Genomic DNA, 20,791 nt, shown 5'->3' with positions numbered 1-20,791 from the left:
GACGAAGGGCGTGGCCGGGTCAGCTCCGGGTGACGTCGAACTCCACCGCCGACCAGGACAGCGCAGGCAGGGTCAGGCGCACCGCGCCGTCATCGACGGCCACGCCGTCCAGCGGCCGCAGGCCGACCGCGTCCGGCGTCTCCTCGAGGTTCGCGGTGAACCGGTCGCCGCCCTCGGGCACCGTGAGCACCTCCGCCGAGCGGACCGCGGTCGCGCGCAGGCCCTGCAGGTCGAGGTCGACGGTCGCCTCCGAGTCCAGCGAGCGGTTCGCGATGAACAGGGCGAGCCGGCCCGACGCCTCGTCCCACGTCGCTACGGCATCCACCTCGTCCACGTCGCCGTACTTCTCGGTCGCGCCCTTCGTGGACGATACGGCGAGTCGCATGATCCGGCCCTGCGCCATCCGCGCCATCCGGGCGAACGGCCAGAACGTCGTCTGCCGCCACGCGGGCCCGCCCTCCTCGGAGCGGATCGGCGCGATGACGTTGACGAGCTGCGCCTGGTTCGCGATCTTCACCCGGTCGCCGTGCCGCAGCAGGCTGTGCAGGAAGGTGCCCACCACCACGGCGTCCGTGACGTTGTACGTGTCCTCGATGAGGCGGGGATGCTCGCGCCAGCCGGCCGCGGCCACCTCGCCCTCCTCGACGTCGTTGAACCGATCGAAGTCCCACACGTTCCACTCATCGAAGGAGATGTTCACCTCCTTCGAGTGCTTGCCCGCCGCCTTGACCGCGTCGATGGTGGCGACCACGCCGTCGATGAACGCGTCCATGTCGACGGCCTCGGCGAGGAACGACGCGGCGTCGCCGCTCTGCTCCCGGTAGTACGCGTGCATCGAGATGTAGTCCACCTCGTCGTAGGCGTGCGTGAGCACGGTGTGCTCCCAGGTGCCGAAGGTGGGCATGCCGCGGTTCGAGGATCCGACCGCGACGAGCTCGATCTCAGGATCCACGAGCTTCATCGCCTTGGCGGTCTCCTGTGCGAGCCGGCCGTACTCGTGCGCCGTCTTGTGCCCGATCTGCCACGGGCCGTCCAGCTCGTTGCCGAGGCACCACAGCTTGATGCCGAACGGATCCTCGGCGCCGTTGCGACGGCGCAGATCCGACCAGTACGTGCCGCCGGGGTGGTTCGCGTACTCGACGAGCGAACGCGCCTCCTCGACGCCGCGGGTGCCGAGGTTGATGGCCTCCATGACCTCGACCTCGGCCTCCCGCGACCAGTCCATGAACTCGTGCAGGCCGAACGCGTTCGTCTCGATGGTGTGCCAGGCGCCGTCCATGCGCACGGGGCGATCGGCTACGGGGCCGACCCCGTCCTCCCAGCGGTACCCGGAGACGAAGTTCCCTCCGGGGTAGCGGACCACCGTCGGGCCGAGCTCGCGCACGAGCTCGAGCACGTCGGTGCGGAACCCGCGCGCGTCCGCCGTCGCATGTCCGGGCTCGTAGATGCCGGTGTAGACGCAGCGGCCCATGTGCTCGACGAACTGGCCGAACAGGCGGCGGGGGACCTCGGCGATCGTGAAATCGCGGGCGATGGTGATGCGTGCGTGGGCCATGGGGATCCTTTCGGGTCGGGTCACTGACCGCCGAAGCCGCTGGTCGCGACTCCCTTGACGATCTGCTTCTGGAAGATGAGGAACACGATGATCAGCGGCAGTGCGGCGAGCACGGCCTGCGCCATGACCTGGGCGTACTGCACGCCGTAGGCGCTGATGACCGTCTGCAGGCCGACCGGCAGGGTCATCAGGCTGGTGTCGTTGATCACGAGGAACGGCCACAGGAAGTTGTTCCATGCGCCGATGAACACGAAGATCGCGACGGAGGCGAGGATGGGGCGGCTGAGCGGCAGCACGATCGACCAGAACACCCGCAGCCTGCTGGCTCCGTCGACGCGTGCCGCATCCTCGAGCTCGATCGGGATCGCGTCGAAGAACCGCTTCAGGATGAACACCATCGCCGGCGCCACGACCTGCGGCAGGATGAGGCCCCAGTGCGTGTCGACGAGGTTGAAGGCGAGCATCTCGTAGAACAGCGGGATGATCAGCACCTGCGGCGGCACCACGATCGCGGCGATGATGACGACGAACAGCCACCTCCGCCCGCGGAAGTCGAGCCGGGAGAACGCGTAGGCGGCCAGGGCCGAGATCGTCACGGTGAGGACGGTCACGGCGGTCGCGGTCCACAGGCTGTTCCACGCCCACAGGTACACGTTGCCCTGCGTGAGGATCGCGGAGAACGCCTGCACGGTCGGTCCGCTCGCGCCGATCCAGCCGGGGTCGCCGGAGGCGGCGTCGGTCTCGGTCTTGAACGCCGTCGCGACCGCCCACAGGAACGGCAGCAGCCAGCCGATCGCGAGGATCAGCAGCACCGCGAACGCGAGAACGGTCAGGACGGTGAAGCGGCGGCCGATCGGCCGGCGGGTGCGGACGCGCGCGGCGCCCGGGGCGACGAGGGTGCGGGTCGCAGTGGTCATCGGGCGTCCTTCCGCCGACGGGTGATCAGCGCCTGCGCGACGCCGAGGATGATGATGATCGCGAAGAACACGTACGAGATCGCGGCGGAGTAGCCGAACCGGTAGCCGACGAAGCCGGTCTCGTAGATGTACTGCACGATCGAGCGGGTGGTGTCGCTGGAGAGGCCGCCGAGCATCTGGTACGCCTGGTCGAACAGCTTGAGCGACGCGAGGATCTGCAGCAGCGCGATGAGCGTCGTGGCAGGTCCCAGCTGGGGGAGCGTGATCGACCAGAACTGCCGCCAGCCGCCCGCGCCGTCCAGGGACGCCGCCTCGTACTGCTGCTGCGGGATGTTCTGCAGGGCCGCGAGGTAGAGCAGGAAGTTGAAGCCCACCGTCCACCACACCGTGGCGATCACGATCGCGAGCATGTTGACTTTCGGATCCTGCAGCCAGGCGATCGGCTCCAGGCCGAAAGCCTTCAGCACGTTGTTCGCCGCGCCGATCTGCGGGTTGAAGATCCAGATCCAGATCTGCGAGATGACCGTGGAGGCCAGCAGATACGGCATGAAGAACGACAGCCGCCACAGCCACTGGCCGGGAAGGCCGCGGTCGACGAGCACCGCCATCAGCAGCGCTATCACGACGAGCGGGATCGTCGACAGCAGCGTGAACCACACCGTGTTGCCGAACGCGCCCCACATCACCGGATCGCCGAGGGCCTCGACGTAGTTCGCGACGCCGACGAAGCCGCCGCCGGATCCGGTGAGGGACTGGTCGGTGAAGCTCAGATACAGGCCGTGCAGGATCGGCCAGACGAGGAACAGGGCGAACGCGATCAGGAACGGCGCGAGGAACGCCCAGCCGATCAGCTGCTCGCCGCGGTGGCCGCCGCCGGCGTGCCGGCGGGTGGCGCGGGTCGCCGCGCGCCCGGTGACGATGGTCGTGGTGGTGGGAGCCGTCGTGGTCATCTCCGTGCTCCTTCCGGGTCGGCGGGGTTGGGTTGGGCGAGGAAGCGCTTCACCGCGTCCTCGAAGCGGGACACGGCGTCGGCGGCGCTGCCCCCGCCGAGAAGGGCGGGCTGCGCGGCTGCGCCGAACTGGCCCTGGAAGTTGGATCCGGATCCGGTGAACCACGCGGGCGGGTCGTAGCGGACGAACTTCGCGGCTTCCGCGTAGTGCGCCTGGGGCAGCAGGTCCGCGTACTTCGGCGCCTGGGTGACCGGCAGGTACGCGGGGATGTGCCCCGCCTCCGCCCAGCCGTAGGAACCCTTGAGCAGGTCGGCCACGAAGCGGTAGACGAGGTCGCGGCTCGCGGCGTCGGGGTGCGACTGGTGCGGCAGCACGAACGAGTGCGAGTCGGCGTAGGCGGTGCGGGTGCCGAACACGGGCGGGATCATCGCGATGTCGAGGGGGATCTTCGCGGCCTGCATCGTGCGCAGCTCCCACACGCCGCTGAGGAACATGCCGCTCTTGCCGCCGGCGAACTCCGCCACGGCGGTGCCGTAGTCGGCCTGCTTCGCCGCGCGCTTGCCGTCGAGGAGCTTCTGCATGAACTCCAGCGACGCGACGGCCGCATCCTTGTCGATCACCGCAGGACCACCCTGCGGCATCTCCATCTCGATCCCGTGCTGCGTGTAGAACGTGTAGAACAGACGCCACATCTGGGACCCGTCGCCGAGGTACCCGTAGGAGAGGCCGTGCCCGCCGGTCACGCCGGCGACCGCGTCGACCATGGCGAGGAACTCGTCAGGGCTCGTCGCCTCCTTGAGTCGGCCGTCCGGGCCGAGCATTCCGGCCTTGCGGCAGATGTCCGTGTTGTACATCAGGACGAAGGGGTGGGCATCGAGCGCGATGCTGAGACGCTTCCCGTCGACCTCGCCCTTCTTCCAGATCGGATCCGGGAAGGTCGACGCGTCGACGCCGAGATCCGCCAGGCGCGTCGTGTCCCAGGCGTCCAGCAGGCCGCCCGGTGCCCAGCCCAGCACGCGCGTGGCGTGCATGATCGCCACGTCCGGCGCCCGGCCGCCGGCCGCGGCCATGGCGAGCTTCGTGTAGTACGGCGTGCCCCAGGCGAGCACGGTGGGGCGGATCCGGTAGGCGGATTGCTTGCCGTTCGCCGCGTCGAGCAGGCCCGACATGGTGACGCCGTCGCCGCCGGACAGCAGGTGCCAGAACTGCAGCGTGCGCGGTCCGGTGGTGGCCGCAGCGGGGGCGCAGCCGGCGAGCAGCGCCGCGGAGGCGGTGAGACCGGCGGCGCCGAGGAACTGCCGCCGGTTCAGATCGAGAGGTGGGGTCATCGTCACTCCTTCGTGGACGATCGGGGGAACTCCGACATCATTACATCGATGAAATGGGCGACGCAAGACTTCTTCTGAGACCGGTCACGGACCCGTGTCGCCCGGGCGGCCTTCCCCGGGGGCGGTCCGGATCCGTTCAGGTCGCGAAATCTGCGGTTCCTGGGGAGTTTTGCCGCCGAAAGTGCGACCTGAGCCGGGGCGGGATCCCGCTGGTCAGTGCTCCGGGGTCCAGCCGCGAGGCGAGGCGGCGGTGCTGTCGCGGATGAGGAGCCGGTGCGGCACGGTGACGGAACGGGGCGTGCCGGTCGGATCCGCGATCCGCTCGACGAGCAGGTCCACCGCGGCGGTCGCGAACAGGGCGCGGTCGATCTGCACGGTCGACAGCGCGGGCCCGGTGAAGCGGGAGAGCTCCACGTCGTCGAAGCCGGTCACCAGGACGTCGTCCGGCACGCGGATCCCGCGCTCATGCAGCACGTGCAGCGCGCCCGCGGCGAGGGTGTCGGTGAAGCCGATGACGGCGTCGAACGGGATGCCCCGATCGAGCAGCTCGGTCATCGCCGCCGCTCCGCCGCTCATGGTCCAGTCCGCGTGGTTCGCGGTGAGCCGGGGATCCGCGGGAAGCCCCGCCTCGGCGAGGGCCTGGCGCACGCCCTGCAGCCGGAGCCGGCTCGTGGCGGTCGCGATCGCGTGCTGGTCGTCGCCGCCGACGACCGCGATGCGGCGCGCGCCGCGGGCGATCACGTGCCCGGTCATCTCCGTGGCGCCGGCGACGCTGTCGATGCCGACATGGTCGGCGAGCTGGTGCTCGACCTCGCCGATGAGCACCACGGGCAGCTGGCGGTCGTCGTCGGTGAGGGCGCTGTCCTCCAACCGGATCGGGTTCAGGATCAGGCCGTCGACGAGGTGCGCGCGGGCGCGGGAGAGCAGCTCGCGTTCGCGACGCGGCTCGGATCCGGTCTGCTCGACCTGTACGGCGAGGCCCTTGACGCGCGCGGCCTGCACGATGTGGTCGAGCAGCTCCGCGGAGAACGAGGTCGCCAGGTAGGGGAGTGCGAGGGCGATCACGCCGGAGCGCCCGTTGCGCAGGCTCCGGGCGCTCAGATTGGGGACGAAGTCGAGTTTGCGCATCGCCTGCTCGACGCGCTCCCGGGTGTCGTCGCGCACGAAGGCGGCGCCGGTGACGACGTTCGACACGGTCTTCGCCGAGACGCCGGCCAGCGATGCGACGTCGCGCATGGTTGCGCGCGTGCTGCCTCCCATGCGCTCAGCCTATGCCCGCGGGACGCGCGGACCCGGCTACGCGGCTTCTATCGATGTAACACGCGATCTGCAGGGAGGGTGTCGGCCCCTAGGATGTGCCGATGGGCAACGAGACGAACTGGGCCGGAAACGTGTCGTACCGCGCGGCGGCAGTGGTGCGCCCGCGCACCCGCGACGAACTCGATCGAGCACTCGAGACACCGGGTCCGCTGCGTCCGCTGGGGTCTCGCCACAGCTTCAGCGGCATCGCCGACACCACGGGCACCCTCATCGACCTCGGCGCCATGCCCGCGGTCGTGGAGCAGACGGCGTCCGACGTGGTGCGCGTGTCCGGCGGGATGCGCTACGGCGAGCTCGGCGCGGAGCTGCACCGTCGCGGGCTCGCCCTCGGCAACCTCGCCTCGCTGCCGCACATCTCGGTGGCCGGCGCGGTCTCCACCGGCACGCACGGATCCGGCGACGCGATCGGATCGCTCGCCACGGCCGTCCGCGCGGTCACCTTCGCCGGCCCCGACGGCGAGCGCACGCTGCGCCGGGGCGACGCCGACTTCGACGGCGCCGTCGTCTCGCTCGGCGCGCTCGGGCTCATGGTGGAGCTGGAGCTCGACGTGGAGCCGACGTACGACGTCGCGCAGACCGTGCACGAGGGGCCGGACTGGGATGCGCTCCTCGCCGAGTTCGACCGGGTCACCGCGCTCGGCACCAGCGTGAGCGTCTTCAGCCGCTGGACCGACCGCGACCGCGCCGACCAACTGTGGGTCAAGAACCGCGCCGACGGCGCCGCCCTCGATGAGGCGCTGCTGGCACGGCTCGGCACGACCCCGGCCACGGTCGCGCGGCATCCGATCCTCGGTGCCCCGGCGGAGGCGTGCACCCCGCAGCTGGGGGAGGCCGGGCCGTGGCACGAGAGGCTGCCCCACTTCCGTCTCGCGTTCACGCCGTCGGCGGGGGAGGAGCTGCAGAGCGAGTACCTCGTGCCCCGGCGCGACGCGGTGCGCGCGATCGAGGCGGTGCGCGGTCTGTCCGACCGGATCGCGCCGCTGCTGCTCGTGAACGAGATCCGCACCGTCGCCGCCGACGACCTGTGGCTGAGCTCGTCCTACGGCGAGCCCGCGGTCGGTCTGCACTTCACCTGGCGCCGCGATCAGCCGGCCGTCGAGGCGCTGCTGCCGGCGATCGAGGCGGCGCTGCCCGACACCGCCCGCCCGCACTGGGGCAAGGTCTCCACGCTGGATCCGGCCGAGGTCCGCCGCCGCTACCCGCGCTGGGACGACTTCGCCGCCCTCGTGGGCCGCATGGATCCCGCCGGCCGCTTCCGAAACGCGTACCTGGAGCGGCTCGGGCTCTGACGCCGATCCTCTCGGGTCCGGTGGATCCTCTCGGATCCGGGATGCTCTCGGATCCGGGGATGCTCTCGGTCCCGTGGATCCGTTCAGGTCGCAATATCTGCTCTTCCAGCACGTGGTTTGCCGCAGAAAGTGCGACCTGAAGCGACGGATGATCGATAGGCCGGATCCATGACATCGTGTGCCGGACCGTCCGCAGGGCGGCGCCCCGGGCCCGTACACTCACAGGCGTGAGTGAGTCGAAGCCGCAGCGCGCCGTCGGAGTGCGCGACGTCGCAGCGCGCGCGGGCGTCTCGCGGCAGACGGTGTCCCGCGTGCTCAACGATCATCCGGATGTGGCGCCCGAGACGCATGCTCGCGTCGTGGCGGCGATGGAGGAGCTCGGCTACCGCATGAACAACGCGGCGCGCGCGCTCGGCACGCACCGCACCCGCACGATCGGCGTGCTCGCGTCGGACGCGCTGCAGTACGGTCCGTCACGGAGCATGGCCGCGATCGAGGCCTCCGCACGCGCGGCCGGCTATTGGATCACGGCGGCGTTCGCCGACTCCGGCGACGAGGCGTCGGTGACCGCCGCGATCGAGCACCTGCGGGCGCAGTCCGTGGACGGGCTGATCGTGTTCGCGCCGCACGCGCGGACCCTGGACGTGCTGGACGCCCTGCGCACCGGGATCCCCACCGTGATCCTGCACGCCGCCGAGCGTGCGGACTTCACCGTGGACCAGCGGGCCGGCGCACGCCTGGCGGTCGCGACGCTGGCGGATGCCGGCCACGAACGGATCGCGCACCTCGCCGGCCCCGCGGACTGGCTCGAGGCGGAGGCCCGGGCAGCCGGGTTCGCCGAGGAGCTCGCCGCGCGCGGCCTGCCCGCCGGGGCGGTGTTCGACGGCGACTGGAGCCCGCGCTCCGGGCACGAGGCGGCATCCGCCGTGATCGCGTCGGGCGCGACCGCGGTGTTCGCCGCGAACGATCAGATGGCGCTCGGGCTGATCGGCGGCCTGCGTGCCGCCGGCGTCGCGGTGCCCGAGCGGATCAGCATCGTCGGCTTCGACGACGTGCCCGAGGCCGCCTACGCCTGGCCGCCCCTGACAACCGTGCGGCAGGACTTCGAGGAGCTCGCGCGGCGCGCGGTGGCCCGCGTCATCGCCGACAGCGGATCCGGCCCGGCGACCGTCCCGACCGAGGTGAAGGCCGATGCGTCCGCGGCCACGGCGGCCGAGGCGGATGCGGCCGCGGTCGCGGCAGTGGCGGATCCGATCGCCCCCGTGCTGATCGCGCGCGATTCGGTGGTTCCGCCCTCGGCCTGAGCCGACGCCATACGACGCTCAGGTCGCACTTTCGGCTGTTCCCGAAGGCGGTTGGAGCAGAAATTGCGACCTGAACGCGGCGGCGGACGTCTTCCTGTGGACAACCCGCACGGGCCCGCCGGAACTGCCACGGTGGAGGGGTGCCGCGCCGTATTCCACTCCCCGATGATCTGGGGCCAAGCTTCACGATCCGTGATGCTCGGGCGGCTGACATCAAGCCAGGGCGGCTGCGCAGCGCCGACCTGACCCGGCCGTTTTCGGGAGTGCGGGCACGTCCTGCCTCGATGGGCCTCGCGCACGATGAGGATCCTTTCGCCGCCCAGCGCCGGGAGCGCATAGAGCGGGCGGTGCTTTACGCGCCGCGCCTCCGGCCGGGCCAGTACTTCAGCCACGACACGGCGGCTGCGATCTACGGGGCGCCCCTTCCCCTCGAGCGGACGAGCGACGGCGAGATCGCGCGCGGCGACGACCTTGCGCTGCACGTGAGCACCATGGGCGACCGGCCGCTGGTGCGGACGAACGGGGTCGTGCACCATCGCGGCGACCCACGCCTCGTCGTGGTCACCGCGCACGCCGGCCTCGCCGTTCCGACCGCTTCGTCGACCTGGGCGCAATCGGGGGCGCACTCGGTGTCGGCGCTCGTCGCGCTCGGCGACTACTTCTGCCGGGCTTGGCGGCCCGGGGTGGGGCGCCGTGATGTGGGCCGCGCGCCGTTCGCGACGGTCAGCGAACTGAACGCCGCGATGTCGGCAGGGCGCAGGATCGGCGCCGCGCGGCTTCGGGAGGCGATCATGTGGATCCGCGAGGACGCTTGGTCGCCTCGCGAGTCGGAACTGAGATATCTGCTCGTGAGTTCCGGGATCCCCGAGCCGGCGCTCAACATCGACCTCTTCGATGAGGACGGCGGGTTCCTCGGTTGCTGGGACATGGTCTTCTTCGCGCAGAAGGTCGCGGTCGAGTATCACGGTCGGCAGCACGCGGATTCGTGGGGTGCGGATGTCGAACGGGCGGCACGACTGCGCGCCGCCGGATGGGTCATCATCGATGTGACGGCGGAGTCGCTGAGGTCGCCTGAGGCGCTTCTCCGGCGGATATGCCGGGCGCTCAGCCGCTGATTCGACGGGTCTCGTGGCACGTTCCGCGGCCCTGTTTCGGCTGTTCGTCGGCCTTCAGGTCGCAATTTCGGCTCTACCCGGGAGCGGGAACCGCAGTTATTGCGACCTGAACGATTCCAGCGCCCTGCCACCCTCGCGGTCTTGACGTGCCGGTCGCGGCGGTGTCACAATGACCGTGACCGGTCACAGTCGCCCAGGACGAGCCTCGGCCGTCACGAGAGGATCCGCATGACCCCCTTCGCCCCCGAGGTCGAGCAGGCCATCGCCGCCGTGCGCGCCGACGTCGCCCGGCTGCACGCCGAGCTGGTCCGCTACGGGCTGGTGGTCTGGACCGGCGGCAACGTGTCGGGGCGGGTCCGCGTGGGCGACGACCCGAGCCAGGATCTGTTCGTCATCAAGCCCTCCGGTGTGAGCTACGACGACCTGGCGCCGGAGAACATGATCCTCTGCGACCTCGACGGCGCCGCGATCCCCGGCACTCCGGGCAGCGACCGCAGCCCCTCGAGCGACACCGCCGCGCACGCCTACGTCTACCGGCACATGCCCGAGGTCGGCGGGGTCGTTCACACCCACTCCACCTACGCCGTGGCCTGGGCGGCGCGCGGCGAGGAGATCCCCTGCGTGATCACCGCGATGGCCGACGAGTTCGGCGGGCCGATCCCCGTCGGCCCGTTCGCGATCATCGGCGACGACTCGATCGGCCGCGGGATCGTGCAGACTCTGCGTGAGCACCGCAGCCGTGCGGTGCTCATGCAGAACCACGGACCGTTCACGATCGGCGTGGACGCGAAGGACGCGGTCAAGGCCGCCGTCATGGTCGAGGACGTCGCGCGCACCGTGCACCATGCGCGCGAAGCCGGCCCGCTCATCCCGCTGCCGCAGGACGCGATCGACAGCCTCTTCGACCGCTACCAGAACGTGTACGGCCAGAACACGGACGCCCGCCGATGACCCTGCGACGCAGCTCAGGGAGCGCCCGCGACGACATCCTCGCGGGACGGACGAGCCTCGGGATCGAGCTCGGATCCACCCGCATCAAGGCGTGCCTGATCGGATCCGATCCCGCCGTCGTGCTGGCGAGCGGATCCTCCTCCTGGGAGAACCGGCTCGAGGACGGGCTGTGGACCTACGACGTCGACGCCGTCTGGGCCGGGCTCCAGGAGGCCTACGCCGCCCTGGTCGCGGACGTCCACGACCGCTACGGCGTGCGGCCGACGACGTTCGGCGCGCTCGGGATCTCCGCCATGATGCACGGCTACCTCGCCTTCGACGCGGCCGGCGAGCTGCTCGTGCCGTTCCGCACCTGGCGCAACACCAGCACGTCGGTCGCGGCGGCCGAGCTCGCCGACCTGCTCGGCGTCAACATCCCGCTGCGCTGGTCGATCGCGCACCTGCACCAGGCCGTCGTCGACGGCGAGGAGCACGTGCCGCGGATCGCGAGCGTGAACACCCTCGCCGGCTACGTGCACGAGCGCCTGACCGGGCGGCGCGTGCTCGGGGTCGGCGACGCGTCCGGCATGTTCCCGATCGATGCGGTGACCGGTGGCTACGACGCCGCCATGGTCGCCGCCTACGACGCGCTCGCCGGGGCGCGGCTGCCCGCCCCGCTCGTCGAGCTGCTGCCCGCGGTGCTGCCTGCGGGTGCCGAGGCCGGCACGCTCACGGCAGAGGGCGCGCTGCTGCTGGATCCGTCCGGTTCCCTCGCCCCCGGGATCCCGCTGTGTCCGCCCGAGGGCGATGCCGGCACAGGCATGGTCGCCACCAACGCGGTCGCCCCGCGCACCGGCAACGTCAGCGCCGGCACGAGCATCTTCGCCATGGTCGTGCTGGAGCGTCCGCTGGCCGGAGTGCACCACGAGATCGACCTCGTCACCACGCCGTCGGGCGACGCCGTCGCCATGGTGCACTGCAACAACGGCGCCAGCGAGCTCGCCGCCTGGGCGGGGCTGTTCACGCGCTTCGCCGCGGCGGCCGGCGCGCCCGTGAGCGACGACGCCGCGTTCGAGGCGCTGTTCCGCGAGGCGCTCTCCGGCGAGGCGGACGCCGGCGGCGTGCTCGCCTACAACCACCTCGCGGGGGAGCCGATCGCCGGCCTCACCGAGGGGCGGCCGCTGGTCGTGCGCACGCCCGGCAGCGCCTTCACCCTCGCGAACTTCATGCGGGCGCAGCTCTACGGCGTGTTCGGCACGCTCGCGCTCGGCATGCGCACGCTCGCCGCCGAGGGCGTGCGACTCGACCGGATGTTCGCGCACGGGGGCATGTTCCGCACGGCCGGGGTCGCGCAGCGGTTCCTCGCCGGAGCCCTGGGCGCGCCCGTCGCCGTCGGCGAGGCCGCGTCCGAGGGAGGGGCGTGGGGGATCGCCGTCCTCGCGTCGTACCTCGCGCACGCCGACGCGCTGAGCCTCGGCGACTACCTCGACCAGCGCGTGTTCGCGTCGGCGGACATCGCCGTCGCGGATCCGGATCCGGTCGACGTCTCCGGATTCGCCGCCTACCTCGACCGCTACGGCGCCGGCCTCGCCGTCGAGGCGGCCGCGGTGAGCGCCCTCTGAACCATCCACGACACGAACGACGATCGTGCGGATCCGTGATCCGCATCCCATGAACGGAAGACCCCGATGACCCGCACCCCGCTCACCACCTCCCTCGACGGCTACGAGGTCTGGTTCCTCACCGGCAGTCAGCACCTGTACGGCCCCGAGACGCTCGCGCAGGTCGCCGAGCAGTCGCAGCAGATCGCCGGGATCCTGGATGCGGCCGGGGACGTGCCGGTGCACATCGTCTGGAAGCCGGTGCTCACCGACTCCGCCGCGATCCGGCGCACCGCGCTCGAGGCGAACGCCGACGACCGCGTGATCGGCCTGATCGCCTGGATGCACACCTTCAGCCCCGCGAAGATGTGGATCGCGGGCCTGGACGCGTTGCAGAAGCCGCTCGCGCACCTGCACACCCAGGCCAACGTCGAGCTGCCCTGGGCCGACATCGACTTCGACTTCATGAACCTGAACCAGGCCGCGCACGGCGACCGCGAGTTCGGCTACATCCAGACGCGGCTCGGGGTGCCGCGCAAGACGATCGTCGGCCATGCGTCCGACCCGCGCGTGCAGCGCGAGCTCGGCACCTGGCAGCGGGCGGCGGCCGGTCTCGCCGCGAGCCGCGACCTCAGGCTCGCCCGCTTCGGCGACAACATGCGCTACGTCGCCGTGACCGAGGGTGACAAGACCGAGGCCGAGCTGCGCTTCGGCGTGCAGGTGAACACGTGGGGCGTGAACGAGCTCGCCGAGGCGGTCGCCGCGGCGGGCGAGGCCGACATCGACACGCTCGTCGCCGAGTACGAGGAGCTCTACGACGTCGTGCCCGAGCTGCGCAAGGGCGGCGAGCGGCACCAGTCGCTGCGCGACGGCGCGGCGATCGAGCTGGGTCTGCGGTCGTTCCTCGAGGAGGGCGGGTTCAGCGCGTTCACCACGTCGTTCGAGGACCTGGGCGCCCTGAAGCAGCTCCCGGGCCTCGCCGTGCAGCGGCTCATGGCCGAGGGGTACGGCTTCGGCGCCGAGGGCGACTGGAAGACCGCGGTGCTCGTGCGCATCGCGAACGTCATGGGCGCAGGTCTGCCCGGCGGTGCGAGCCTCATGGAGGACTACACCTACGACCTCACCCCCGGGGACGAGCTCATCCTGGGCGCCCACATGCTCGAGGTCTCGCCGTCGCTGACCACGCAGAAGCCGTCGCTGGAGATCCACCCGCTCGGCATCGGCGGCAAGGACGACCCGGTGCGGCTGGTGTTCACCGCGGATCCGGGATCCGCCGTCGTCGTCGCGCTCAGCGACATGCGCGACCGCTTCCGCCTCACTGCGAACATCGTGGAGAACGTCGCCCCGCGCGCCGCCCTGCCGAAGCTGCCGGTCGGCCGCGCCGTGTGGAAGCCGCAGCCCGACTTCACCACGTCGGCAGCCGCCTGGCTGACCGCGGGCGCCGCGCACCACACCGTGATGTCGACGGCGGTGGGGATCGAGGCGTTCCGCGACTTCGCGGAGATGGCCGAGGTCGAGCTGCTCGTGATCGACGAGAGCACCACGCTGCCGGCGTTCCAGCAGCAGGTGCGCTGGAACCAGGCGTACTACCGCCTGGCTCAGGGGCTGTGACGATGACGGATCCGGCGCTCCCGGTCCCTGAGCCTGCGCTCCCGGTCCCTGAGTCTGCACTTCCGGTCCCTGAGCCTGTCGAAGGGACGCCGCGCGCTGTGAATGCTGCGACGGGTGCGGCGTCGGAGGCCCTGATCCCGCGCTCCGGACGGCAGATCCGGCTCGCGGCGCACGGCTATGAGGCCGACATCGCCTCGGTGGGCGCGACGCTGCGCGCGCTGCGGTTCGAGGGGCGCGACCTCGTCGTGCCGTTCGCGGCAGACGAGGTGCGACCGAACTACCGTGGAGCGACGCTCGCGCCGTGGCCGAACCGCATCGTGGACGGGCGCTACCGCTTCGCCGGCGTCGAGCATCAGCTGCCGCTCACCGAGCCCGAGCGCGGTCAGGCGCTGCACGGGCTCGTCGCCTGGAGCGCGTTCGAGGACCGCATCGTGGATCCGGATCGTGTGGTGCTCGCGACGACCATCGAGCCGCAGGCCGGGTACCCGTTCCGCGTCGAGGTCGTCGTGGAGTACCGTCTGGGCCCGGACGGTCTCACGCAGACCGTGACCGGACGCAACCTCGGTGCGAATTCCGCACCCTGGGGCACCGGACCGCATCCCTACCTGGTGGCAGGGCCCGCCCGCGACGACTCCGCACCCGTGAACGGGTGGACGCTCCTGCTCCCCGCATCGGCCGTGCTGACGGTCAGCCCCGACCGGCTGAGCCCGGTGGCCCTCGAACCGGTCGACGCTCATCCGGAGTGGGACTTCCGCACTCCGCGGCGCATCGGCGACACCTTCATCGACCACGCGTTCACCGCCCTGGCGAGCGCCGACGGCGTCACGACCGTGGAGGTGCGCGACGGCGACGGCGGTGGCGTCGCCCTGCACTGGGACACGGCCTGTCCGTGGGTGCAGATCCACACGGCGGACACTCCGGCGGACGCCGCCACGCACCGGATCGGGCTCGCGGTCGAGCCGATGACCTGCGCGCCGGACGCGTTCACCTCGGGCGCCGGGCTCGTGGTGCTCTCCCCGGGCTCCGAGCACCGCGCCTCCTGGCGCATCCAGGCCCTCCAGCGGTGAGGCGGGTACGCGGCGGCGGCTCCGCGGGGCGGGTAGAGCTGCCCATCGAGCCGCGCCGCCGCGCTGAGTATCGTGGATCCCATGGCAACTGAGGGGGAACCGCTGCAGGGCGGGCATGAACTCGATTTCGGATCCGCGTCGCACGATCAGACGCCGCCGCAGCCCGAAGCGCCGGCGGTTCCACCCGCGGACGCACCGGCACCGGCCGACGCGACCCCGCAGGCCGGCACCGGCGAGGAGGCTGCTGCCCCGGAGCCCGCCGCGGAAGCTGCTGCCGTTCCCGAAGCCGCAGCGGAGGCCGCACCTGCCGCGGCGCCGGAGAACCCGACCGAGGCCTATCCCACGCAGGCGTTCCCGCCGCCCGAGGCGCACCCGGCGCAGGGTCAGGAGTACGGGGCGCAGGCGTACCCGGGGCAGTCGTATCCCGATCAGCAGCACGGTGTGCAGCCGGGTCCGGTCGCCCCGGGCCAGGCCGCCCCGGGGCAGTCGTACGGCGCGCAGCCGGGGCAGCCCGCTCAGCCGTACCCGGGACAGGCGTACCCCGGGGAGCCCTATGCCGGGCAGCCGTACGGTGCGCAGCCCTACGGCACGCCGTCGGCGCAGCCCGGGCAGCCGTATCCCGGCCAGGCCTACGGCACGGCGCCGGGACAGCCCGGGCAGCCGTATCCCGGCCAGCCGTATCCGGGCCAGCCTTACGGAGCCCAGGCGGGCCAGCCCTATGGCGCGCAGCCGGGCCAGCCCTACGCCGCCCAGCCCGGCCAGGGCTACGGCGGGCAGCCGCCGAAGAAGACCTCGAAGGGCCTGATCTGGGGCCTCGTCGGCGGTGGCGTGGCCGTGCTGCTCGCGGTGATCCTGGTCGTCGCCCTGGTCGTGGTGCCCGCGATCACCCGCTCCTCGGTCTCCGCGGCCGACACGGTGAAGGCATACCTCACGGCCGTCTCCACGGGCGACGCGAAGACCGCGCTGGGCTACCTCGCGAGCGTCCCGAACAAGGACCTCCTCACCGACGCCGTGCTGAAGGAGTCGAACAAGCTCGCGCCCCTGGCTCACATCTCCGTCGCGCAGGGCTACAAGGGCTCGTCTTCGAGCACGGTCGCCGCGACGTTCACGCTCGGCGGCAAGACGGTCGCCGCCGAATACAACGTGTACAAGGTGAAGGACCAGTGGCGGATCTCCAACGGCGTCCAGCCGCTTCCGCTGGACGAGCTGAAGGGCGTCGGCGCCACGATCAACGGCGTCTCGGCGGACAAGCTCAGCGATCCGTACGTATTCCCGGGGACGTACGAGCTGTCGCTGTCGTCGAAGTACTTCTCGATCGATGGTGACGCGACCTTCACCGTCGTCCGCGACAACGACGGATCCGCGCTGTACGACGTGCGCACCAAGCTCAACGACGCGGGCGTCTCCGAGTTCCGCTCGCTCGTGCGCTCCGCGGTCGAGGCCTGCGTCGCCATGAAGACGCTGTCGACTCCGTGCGGCATGGACATCACCGCGATCGACCTCTCCGGTGCGAGCCCCGTCGAGGGCACCGTCACCCGCACGCTCACGACCGAGGGGAGCGCAGCGCTCGACTCCCTGCAGCCCGAGAGCAACGGCTCCTCGCCGACGGTCGTGTCGGCCTACGACTACATCTCGGTCGACATGGAACTGCAGGGCAGCGACGGGCAGACCTACACGGTCACTCTCGGCGGATCCCTCGACACCCCGACTGTCGACCTCGGCGCGTCGGATCCGCAGGTCACCTGGCAGTAGCCACCCGAACGCCGTGAACGAGAGGACCCCCGCCGACCCGATTCGGCGGGGGTCCTGGCGGTTCGTGACCGCTGGATGCCCGGCGAGACGGCCGAGCGGATCCCATCGTGCGCGGGAAGACGAGGCCCCCGATCCGGTCAGCGTCTGCGTCCTGCGCGTCATCCGTTGTACGTGCCGAAGGTGACGGGCAGGTGAACTCGCCGTCAGATCTCGATGAATTACATGGAAGCCCTACTAACTAGATGGATGGCCATGTAATCTGGATCCAGCGTCGACGACGACGCAGAACCAGGAGCACACGATGGTCCGCGACATCACCCATTTCATCGGAGGATCCGCGATCCCCGGCAGTCCGGAGGCGAACGGCGGGCGCTGGGGCGACGTGTTCGATCCGTCGACCGGCGCCGTGCAGGCGCGCGTCCCGCTGGCGAGCGCGCACGAGGTGCGGGCCGCGATCGCCGACGCCGAGGCGGCGCAGCCGGAGTGGGCGGCGACGAATCCGCAGAAGCGCGCCCGCGTGTTCATGCGGTTCCTGGAGCTGCTCCGCGACGAGGCCGAGGAGCTGGCGGCGCTGCTCTCCAGCGAGCACGGCAAGACGCTCGACGACGCCAAGGGCGACATCCAGCGCGGCGTCGAGGTGATCGAGTTCTGCATCGGCGCCCCGCACCTGCTGAAGGGGGAGTACTCCACAGCGGTCGGCACCGGCATCGACGTGTATTCGCTGCGCCAGCCGCTGGGCGTGGTCGCCGGCATCACGCCGTTCAACTTCCCGGCGATGATCCCGCTGTGGCAGATGGGGCCGGCGATCGCCGCGGGAAACGCGTTCATCCTCAAGCCCAGCGAGCGCGACCCGTCCGTGCCGGTGCGGATCGCCGAGCTGTTCCTGAAGGCGGGTCTTCCGGCCGGGATCCTCAACGTCGTGCACGGCGACAGGGAGGCCGTCGACGTGCTGCTCACCGATGAGCGGGTGCGGGCGATCGGGTTCGTCGGATCCACGCCGATCGCGGAGTACATCTACACGACGGCGACCGCGCACGGGAAGCGCGCGCAGTGCTTCGGCGGTGCCAAGAACCACCTCGTCGTGATGCCGGACGCCGACCTGGATCAGGCGGCGGATGCGCTCATCGGCGCCGGCTACGGCTCGGCGGGGGAGCGCTGCATGGCGATCTCGGTGGCGGTGCCGGTGGGCGAGGACACCGCCGACGCGCTCACGGCGAAGCTCGTCGAGCGCATCGCGAAGCTGAAGGTCGGTCCGTCGCGCGAGCCGGGGATGGACTACGGTCCGCTGGTGAACGCCGCCGCGGTCGAGCGCGTGACCGGCTACATCCAGCAGGGGATCGACGCCGGCGCCGAACTCGTCGTCGACGGCAGAGGGTTCACGGTTCCGGGGCACGAGGAGGGCTTCTACCTCGGCCCGACCCTGTTCGATCGCGTCACCACCGACATGTCGATCTACCGCGAGGAGATCTTCGGCCCCGTGCTCGTCATCGCCCGCGCGGCGGACTACGAGGAGGCGCTGCGGATGGCGTCCGAGCACGAGTACGGCAACGGCGTGGGCATCTTCACCCGCGACGGCGACGCCGCGCGCGACTTCGTGGCCCGGGTGAACGTCGGCATGGTGGGCGTGAACGTGCCGATCCCCGTGCCGATCGCGTACTACACCTTCGGCGGCTGGAAGCGCAGCGGGTTCGGCGACCTCAACCAGCACGGCGCCGACGCCTTCCGCTTCTACACGAAGACCAAGACCGTGACGAGCCGCTGGCCCGCCGCCGGCGTCCGCGAAGGCGCCAGCTTCGTCATCCCCACGATGCACTGATCCGGCCCCCACAAGGAGCAGACCATGACCACCGTCACCACCCCCGTCACGATGACCGCCGAGGAGCGCGCCGCCATCCTCGGCGCCGTGCGCGAGTTCGCCGAGACCGAGCTCGCCCCGTTCGCCGCCGAGCGCGACGAGAAGCACATCTTCCCCCGGGACACCCTGCGCCGTGCCGGCGAGCTCGGCCTCGGCGGCATCTACGTGCGCGAGGAGTCCGGCGGCACCGGCCTGCCGCGCGTCGACACGGTCGCGATCTTCGAGGAGCTCGCCAAAGGCGACCCCACGATCGCCGCGTACATCTCCATCCACAACATGGTCACCTGGATGATCGACACCTATGGCACGGATGCCCAGCACGAGCGCTGGCTGCCCGAGCTGATCGGGATGGAGGGCGTCGGCAGCTACTGCCTCACCGAGCCGGGAGCCGGATCCGACGCCGCCGCCCTCGCGACGAGCGCGACCCGCGATGGCGACGAGTACGTGCTCACCGGCGTGAAGCAGTTCATCTCCGGCGCCGGCGAGGCGGCGGTCTACATCGTCATGGCCCGCTCGGGCGGGCCCGGCCCGCACGGCATCTCCGCGTTCCTCGTGCCCGGCGACGCCGCGGGGCTGAGCTTCGGCGCGCCGGAGAAGAAGATGGGCTGGCACGCGCAGCCCACCCGCCAGGTGATCCTGGACGGCGTGCGCGTTCCCGCGACCAGCATGCTCGGATCCGAGGGGCAGGGCTTCGCGATCGCGATGAGCGCCCTCAACGGGGGGCGGCTGAACATCGCCGCCTGCTCGCTCGGCGGGGCGCAGTGGGCGCTGGACCGGGCCGTGCAGTACGTGCACGAGCGCGAGGCGTTCGGCGAGCCGCTCGCCGAGAAGCAGTCGATCCTGTTCGCGGTCGCCGACATGCGCACCGACCTGCAGGCCGCGCGGCTCATGGTGCGCGACGGCGCGCAGGCGGTCGATGACAAGGCCCCGGACGCCACGATGCGCTGCGCGATGGCGAAGCGCTTCGCGACCGATGCCGGATTCGACGTCGCGAACCGTGCCCTTCAGCTGCACGGCGGCTACGGGTACCTTCAGGACTACGGGATCGAGAGGGTCGTCCGTGATCTGCGGGTGCATCAGATCCTGGAAGGGACGAACGAGATCATGCGACTCATCGTCGGACGCGAGATGCTGCGTCCCGCCGGGTCCGCGTCGATGCGATCCGCGGCGCCGGCCGAGATGCGGAGCGCATCATGACGCGCATCGCCTTCCTTGGCCTCGGCCACATGGGCCTTCCCATGGCGAAGAACCTCCTCAAGGCGGGGCACGACGTCGTCGGTTTCGACGTGGTCCCCGCCGCGGTCGATGCCGCCTCGGACGCCGGCGTCCCCGTCGCCCAGTTCGGGGTGGACGCGGTCGCGGGCGCCGAGGTCGTCATCACGATGTTCCCCGCCGGCAAGCACGTGATCGCCGCCTACCAGGACGAGCTGCTCGGCGCCGCGGATCCGGGCACGCTCTTCATCGAGAGCTCCACGATCGCTGTCGACGAGGCGCGGACGGCGCACGCCCTCGCGGTCGAGGCGGGCCACCGCAATATCGACGCGCCGGTGTCGGGCGGCGTCGTGGGTGCGGAGAACGGCACGCTCGCCTTCATGGTCGGCGGCTCCGACGAGGACTTCGCCGAGGCCCTGCCGCTGCTCGAAGTGATGGGCAAGCGGATCGTGCACTGCGGCGGGCCGGGGCTCGGGCAGGCCGCCAAGGTGTGCAACAACATGATCCTGGGCGTCTCCCAGATCGCGGTCGCCGAGGCGTTCGTGCTGGGCGAGCGGCTGGGGCTCGAGCACCAGGCGCTGTTCGACGTGGTGTCGCAGGCGTCCGGTCAGTGCTGGGCCCTCACGACGAACTGCCCGGTCCCCGGGCCGGTGCCGACCAGCCCGGCGAACCGCGACTACCAGCCCGGTTTCGCGGGTGCGCTCATGGCGAAGGATCTGGGACTCGCGCTGCAGGCGATCGAGGGCACCGGCACCGAGGCGCGGATGGGGCGCCTCGCGCAGGAGATCTACGCGGCGTTCGCGGCCGGCCCCGGCGCCGGCCGCGACTTCTCCGGCATCATCACCGACATCCGCGACGCGTCCTGACGCCTGCCGGATCCGCGACGCGTCCTGACACGCGCCGGATCCGCGACGCGTCCTGACACGCCGGGTCTGGGGTGCGTCGCTCGGATCCGCCCGTTCCTCTCGCGGCCGCCGTTCGCCGA

Annotated in this window: 16 protein-coding genes; 11 read left to right on the top strand and 5 right to left on the bottom strand. The window is 71.3% G+C overall.

Annotated elements, in window-relative coordinates; genetic code table 11:
- Positions 1-19 precede the first annotated feature (19 nt).
- The 5 genes from arfA to ACYQ1L_RS17060 form a co-directional block, all read right to left on the bottom strand.
- Positions 20-1,555, bottom strand: coding sequence for an arabinosylfuranosidase ArfA (gene arfA, locus ACYQ1L_RS17080; protein ID WP_460005211.1), 1,536 nt, complete (start codon positions 1,553-1,555; stop codon positions 20-22).
- Between the two features lie 20 nt (positions 1,556-1,575).
- The gene (locus tag ACYQ1L_RS17075; RefSeq protein WP_460005210.1) at positions 1,576-2,472 is read right to left on the bottom strand and encodes a carbohydrate ABC transporter permease; all 897 of its coding nucleotides are present in this window, start codon (positions 2,470-2,472) and stop codon (positions 1,576-1,578) included.
- Complete coding sequence (locus ACYQ1L_RS17070; RefSeq protein ID WP_460005209.1) at positions 2,469-3,422, bottom strand: carbohydrate ABC transporter permease; 954 nt, start codon at positions 3,420-3,422, stop codon at positions 2,469-2,471. Before ACYQ1L_RS17070 ends, ACYQ1L_RS17075 begins: the two co-directional genes overlap by 4 nt.
- Entirely contained in the window at positions 3,419-4,750 is a 1,332-nt protein-coding gene (locus ACYQ1L_RS17065) for an extracellular solute-binding protein (RefSeq protein ID WP_460005208.1), read from the bottom strand. The genes ACYQ1L_RS17070 and ACYQ1L_RS17065 overlap by 4 nt, the downstream gene beginning before the upstream one ends.
- Positions 4,751-4,963: 213 nt before the next feature.
- Positions 4,964-6,010, bottom strand: coding sequence for a LacI family DNA-binding transcriptional regulator (locus ACYQ1L_RS17060; RefSeq protein WP_460005207.1), 1,047 nt, complete (start codon positions 6,008-6,010; stop codon positions 4,964-4,966).
- A gap of 101 nt (positions 6,011-6,111) precedes the next feature.
- Here ACYQ1L_RS17060 and ACYQ1L_RS17055 point away from each other — a divergent pair, with 101 nt between their 5' ends.
- From ACYQ1L_RS17055 to mmsB, 11 genes are all read left to right on the top strand, one after another.
- Positions 6,112-7,359 (top strand): FAD-binding protein, encoded by a 1,248-nt coding sequence (locus tag ACYQ1L_RS17055; RefSeq protein ID WP_460005206.1) that lies wholly within the window; start codon positions 6,112-6,114, stop codon positions 7,357-7,359.
- A gap of 227 nt (positions 7,360-7,586) precedes the next feature.
- Positions 7,587-8,663, top strand: coding sequence for a LacI family DNA-binding transcriptional regulator (locus ACYQ1L_RS17050; protein WP_460005205.1), 1,077 nt, complete (start codon positions 7,587-7,589; stop codon positions 8,661-8,663).
- A gap of 284 nt (positions 8,664-8,947) precedes the next feature.
- Positions 8,948-9,778 carry a hypothetical protein gene (locus tag ACYQ1L_RS17045; protein ID WP_460005204.1) on the top strand — a complete coding sequence of 277 codons (831 nt, stop codon included), beginning with the start codon at positions 8,948-8,950 and terminating at the stop codon, positions 9,776-9,778.
- Between the two features lie 228 nt (positions 9,779-10,006).
- Positions 10,007-10,729 (top strand): L-ribulose-5-phosphate 4-epimerase, encoded by a 723-nt coding sequence (locus ACYQ1L_RS17040; RefSeq protein ID WP_460005203.1) that lies wholly within the window; start codon positions 10,007-10,009, stop codon positions 10,727-10,729.
- Positions 10,726-12,330, top strand: coding sequence for a xylulokinase (locus ACYQ1L_RS17035; RefSeq protein ID WP_460005202.1), 1,605 nt, complete (start codon positions 10,726-10,728; stop codon positions 12,328-12,330). The genes ACYQ1L_RS17040 and ACYQ1L_RS17035 overlap by 4 nt, the downstream gene beginning before the upstream one ends.
- A 66-nt stretch (positions 12,331-12,396) precedes the next feature.
- The gene (gene araA / locus ACYQ1L_RS17030) at positions 12,397-13,920 is read left to right on the top strand and encodes an L-arabinose isomerase (RefSeq protein WP_460005201.1); all 1,524 of its coding nucleotides are present in this window, start codon (positions 12,397-12,399) and stop codon (positions 13,918-13,920) included.
- Between the two features lie 98 nt (positions 13,921-14,018).
- The gene (locus ACYQ1L_RS17025) at positions 14,019-14,987 is read left to right on the top strand and encodes an aldose 1-epimerase family protein (RefSeq protein ID WP_460005200.1); all 969 of its coding nucleotides are present in this window, start codon (positions 14,019-14,021) and stop codon (positions 14,985-14,987) included.
- A gap of 81 nt (positions 14,988-15,068) precedes the next feature.
- Positions 15,069-16,739 carry a hypothetical protein gene (locus ACYQ1L_RS17020; RefSeq protein ID WP_460005199.1) on the top strand — a complete coding sequence of 557 codons (1,671 nt, stop codon included), beginning with the start codon at positions 15,069-15,071 and terminating at the stop codon, positions 16,737-16,739.
- 301 nt (positions 16,740-17,040) lie between these two features.
- Positions 17,041-18,555, top strand: a complete 1,515-nt coding sequence (locus tag ACYQ1L_RS17015; RefSeq protein WP_460005198.1) for a CoA-acylating methylmalonate-semialdehyde dehydrogenase — start codon at positions 17,041-17,043, stop codon at positions 18,553-18,555.
- Between the two features lie 24 nt (positions 18,556-18,579).
- On the top strand, positions 18,580-19,791 hold the full coding sequence (locus ACYQ1L_RS17010; protein ID WP_460005197.1) for an acyl-CoA dehydrogenase family protein: 1,212 nt from the start codon (positions 18,580-18,582) through the stop codon (positions 19,789-19,791).
- Complete coding sequence (mmsB, locus tag ACYQ1L_RS17005) at positions 19,788-20,672, top strand: 3-hydroxyisobutyrate dehydrogenase (protein WP_460005196.1); 885 nt, start codon at positions 19,788-19,790, stop codon at positions 20,670-20,672. The genes ACYQ1L_RS17010 and mmsB overlap by 4 nt, the downstream gene beginning before the upstream one ends.
- The last annotated feature ends 119 nt before the right edge of the window (positions 20,673-20,791 follow it).

It is taken from the genome of Microbacterium xylanilyticum, from assembly GCF_054654695.1.
The sequence above is the reverse complement of the archived record's forward strand: the minus strand, read 5'-3'. Positions and strand labels throughout refer to the sequence as shown.